3 protein-coding genes and 1 pseudogene are annotated in these 3,556 nt (G+C 71.1%); 1 reads left to right on the top strand and 3 read right to left on the bottom strand.

Going from position 1 to position 3,556, the window contains the following annotated elements:
- Positions 1-262: pseudogene (locus ACWD3D_RS34780) on the bottom strand (hypothetical protein); the annotation flags it as partial.
- Positions 263-358: 96 nt separating this feature from the next.
- Between ACWD3D_RS34780 and ACWD3D_RS34775 the strand changes: the two are divergent.
- Positions 359-1,087: a DUF5995 family protein gene (locus ACWD3D_RS34775; RefSeq protein WP_451464686.1), complete on the top strand. Its 729-nt coding sequence runs from the start codon at positions 359-361 to the stop codon at positions 1,085-1,087.
- Positions 1,088-1,136: 49 nt separating this feature from the next.
- Here ACWD3D_RS34775 and ACWD3D_RS34770 read toward each other — a convergent pair whose 3' ends face one another.
- Together ACWD3D_RS34770 and ACWD3D_RS34765 are read right to left on the bottom strand one after the other, a co-directional pair.
- A complete protein-coding gene (locus tag ACWD3D_RS34770) occupies positions 1,137-2,828 on the bottom strand; it encodes a flavin monoamine oxidase family protein (RefSeq protein WP_451464685.1) in 1,692 nt (563 codons plus the stop codon).
- A gap of 60 nt (positions 2,829-2,888) precedes the next feature.
- A partial coding sequence (locus ACWD3D_RS34765; protein ID WP_451464684.1) for a carbon-nitrogen hydrolase family protein occupies positions 2,889-3,556 on the bottom strand: 668 nt, incomplete at its 5' end.

Genomic DNA, 3,556 nt, shown 5'->3' with positions numbered 1-3,556 from the left:
GGCGGACAGTACTACGACAAGGTCTGTGGTGGCTGTCGGCCCGGCCCCATCTGGTGCGGGGGCGGGCCCCGGCCGTGGCGCGATCGCCGCCGCCCGCCCCGGTGGTCAGCACGGCGGCGGCGGCCACGGCGGCGACGAGGGCCGAGGCTGCGCTCATGAGCGCGTGCCGGCGGGCGGCGCGGCGTTCCGTACGGGCGGCGCCCCGGCGCCGTACGGGGAACGTCCCCGGACCCCACGGGACTTCGCGGACACGGTCCGGCACTCCACACCATCCTTCCGGGGCACCGGGGTTCGTCCGATCCGATGAACTCCGGCCCGGTCGCCGCCGCGTCGAGACTACGGCTGGGACGCTGCGGTCATGGCGCAGTTGGAACAGATCGCGGACGAGGCCCCGCCGGGCCCGGACCCGGCCGTGGAGACGGCACCCACCAGCATCGCGAACGTGATCGAACGCATGCGTGACCTCGGGGCCCTGTGCCCCGAGGGGGACGGCGTAGGAGTCTTCAACCAGGTCTATCTGGCGGTCACCGAGGCCATCGGCGGCGAGGTCGACGCGGGCGGCTTCACCGACCGTGCGGCCACGTCGGTGCTGGACGTCCGGTTCGCGGAGCACTATCTGACCGCGATGGGCACCGCGGAACGGGGCGGCCTTCCACCGGAGTGCTGGCGTCCGCTCCTCCAGTTCCGGCGTCACCCCGGCGTACGCCCGGTTCAGTTCGCCCTCGCGGGCATCAACGCGCACATCGGCCACGATCTCGCGTTGGCCGTGGTGGACGCCTGCCGTACGCTCGGCTGCGCTCCGCCGGACCTGGAGGATGAGTTCGAGCGCGTGGGTGATCTCCTCGTACTGCTGGAGGAGCGGATCCGCGAGGAGCTGATGCCCGGACCGGATCTGCTGGAGATCGCCGACCCGCTGACCCATCTGCTGACGTCCTGGAGCCTCCAGCGGGCCCGGGACGGCGCCTGGTCGGCGGCGAAGGTGCTCTGGCGACTGCGCGCCCTCCCGCCGCTCGCCGAGGAGTTCCGGCAGCGTACGGACGCGGCGGTCGGGCTGGTCGGCCGGTTCCTGCTGACCCCCTGCGGCTGAACTGCCGTCCACCGCCTCCCGGTCGGGGACCGGGAGGCGGTCGTGGGGGTCAGTCCTCCGGCAGTTCCACCGGGGCGATCTCGTCGAAGAGGTCGCCGGGACCCGGGTTGGTGGGGTCGGTGGAGCCGCCGAACTGGTTCATCACGCCCCAGACCGCGTTCAGCGCGGTCTGCACGGCGCCCTCGGCCCAGCCCGCCGTCCAGGAGATGTCGTCGCCGGCCAGGAAGATCCCCCGCTTGTCGGCGGGCAGCCGGTCCTGCATGAAGTGGGTGAACAGCCGCCGCTGGTAGCGGTAGTGGCCGGGCAGGTTCGCCTTGAACGCCCCCATGAAATAGGGCTCGTTCTCCCAGGACACGGTCACCGGGTTGCCGATGACGTGCTTGCGGATGTCGACGTTCGGGTAGATCTCGCCGAGCGACTTGAGCATGACGTCCATGCGCTCGTTCGGCGAGAGCGGCAGCCACTTCAGACTGTCGTCGCACCAGGTGTACGAGAGGCAGATGACGGCCGGCTTGTCGGGCCCGTCGTCCAGCAGGTACGTACCCCGGGTCATCCGGTCGGTCAGCGTCATCGACATGGTGTCGCGGCCGGTGGTCTCGTCCTTGTCGAGCCAGAAGGGGCGGTCGACGGGCACGAACAGCTTGGACGACTCCATGTAGTGGGTGCGCTCCATCGCCGTCCAGTGATCGATCGGGAAGAGCTCGTCGTCGCAGGCGATCTTGGAGAGCAGCAACCAGGACTGCCCGGTGAAGACGACGGCGCGATAGGTGCGGATGTCGCCGTCCGCGTCCGTGACGGTGACGCGGTTGCCCGCGGTGCGGTCGAGCCGGGTGACGGCAGGGCGGGGATCGCCGCCGTGCAGCGAGGAGAGCGAGGTGCCGGACGGCCAGTGGACCATCTTCACCGGTTCGCGCTCCCACAGGCGCAGCGGGAGCTGCTGGCTGCCTCCGACGATCCCCCGGTGGTGGTCGTCCGCCTCGGTGTAGACGACCCGCAGGATCTCCAGGATGGAGTTGGGGAAGTCGGTGTCCCAGCCGCCGGTGCCGAAGCCGACCTGGCCGAAGATCTCGCGGTGGCGGAAGGACTTGAAGGATTCGGACGCGCACAGGAACCCGTAGAAGGTCTGGTTGTCGAGCTGCTCCACGAGCCGAGCCCAGATCTCCCGGATGCGCGGGACGTCCCGCTCCCGCAGGGCCCGGTTCATGTCGGAGAAGTCGGCGCCCTCCTCCAGGCAGGCGTTCCAGGCGTCCATCACGTCGCGGTAGACCTGGGGCAGGTCGTCGATGGTGCGCGCGTAGTGCGACTCTCCCTTGAGGTCCACGACGGTCGAGGGTGTCGTCGGGGAGAGCGGGTTGGGGAACGGCCGGGTCTCCAGGTCCACCAGGTCGATGTAGTGCTGGAGCGCGGTGGACGAGGGCGGGAACCGCATGGCGCCCATCTCGGCGGTGAGCGAGGGGTCGCAGCCGTCGAAGCCCACGGTGCGCAGCCGGCCGCCGATCCGGTCGGCCTCGTAGAGGACGGGGCGCAGGCCCATCTTCATCAGCTCGTAGGCGGTGATGATGCCGGAGAGGCCGCCGCCGACGACCGCGACCTCCTGCCCGTGCTCGGTGGCGGGGATCTGGCCGAGCCCGGCGGGGTGGGCGAGGAAGTCGTCGTACGCGTACGGGAAGTCCGGGCCGAACATGGTGATCGGCGGGGCGGTGTCGGCGTGCGGGACGGCGGTGGGCACCGTGGACGTCATGGGGTACGGACTCCTTGCGGGGACGAGCGGGAGAGAGGAGACGACGGGAACGGGGAGACCTCAGACGGGGCGGGCGAGCGGGCCGTACAGCTCCGGGCGCCGGTCGGCGAGGTACGGGTTGACGGCGCGCGAGGTGGCGAGGAGGGCGGGGTCCACGTCCCCGGTGACGAGTTCCTCGCCGCGTCCGGCCCGGGCGCGCACCGCGCCGTCGGGCCCGGCCAGGCAGCTCAGCCCGACGAACTCGAACTCGCCTTCCTGCCCGCTCCGGTTGACGTAGGCGATGTACATCTGGCTCTCGAAGGCGCGTACCGGTACGACGGACTCGGCGACGAACTGGAAGGGGTGCATCTGCGCCGTGGGCACGGCCAGGAGGTCGGTGCCGGCGAGGGCGTGCGCGCGGACGTTCTCCGGGAACTCGACGTCGTAGCAGATCAGCAGCCCGACGCGGACACCGTCGAGTTCCGCCTGGACGACGGCCTGCTCGCCGGGGGTGAACCAGGTGTGTTCGAACTCGCCGAAGAGGTGGGTCTTGCGGTAGTCGGCGAGGGCGGTGCCGTCGGGGCCGACGAGCCGGGTGGCGTTGTGGATCAGCTCGCCCGCGCGCTCCGGGTAGCCGTACAGGACGGCGATCCGGTGCCGGGCGGCGAGACCGCTCTCGGCGTCCTCGACCGGTGCGGGCAGTCCACCACCGAGGTTGATCCGGTCCGGAACGACACCGTGCCGGTGGA

This window comes from Streptomyces sp. NPDC002690, assembly GCF_053592415.1.
Note: the sequence above shows the minus strand (reverse complement) of the source record. Positions and strands in the feature narration are given on the sequence as shown.

Bases quoted from the DNA above. Each gene is read 5' to 3' on its own strand.
- ACWD3D_RS34775 (WP_451464686.1), top strand. From the start codon at position 359: ATGGCGCAGTTGGAACAGATCGCGGACGAGGCCCCGCCGGGCCCGGAC.
- ACWD3D_RS34770 (WP_451464685.1), bottom strand. From the start codon at position 2,828: ATGACGTCCACGGTGCCCACCGCCGTCCCGCACGCCGACACCGCCCCG.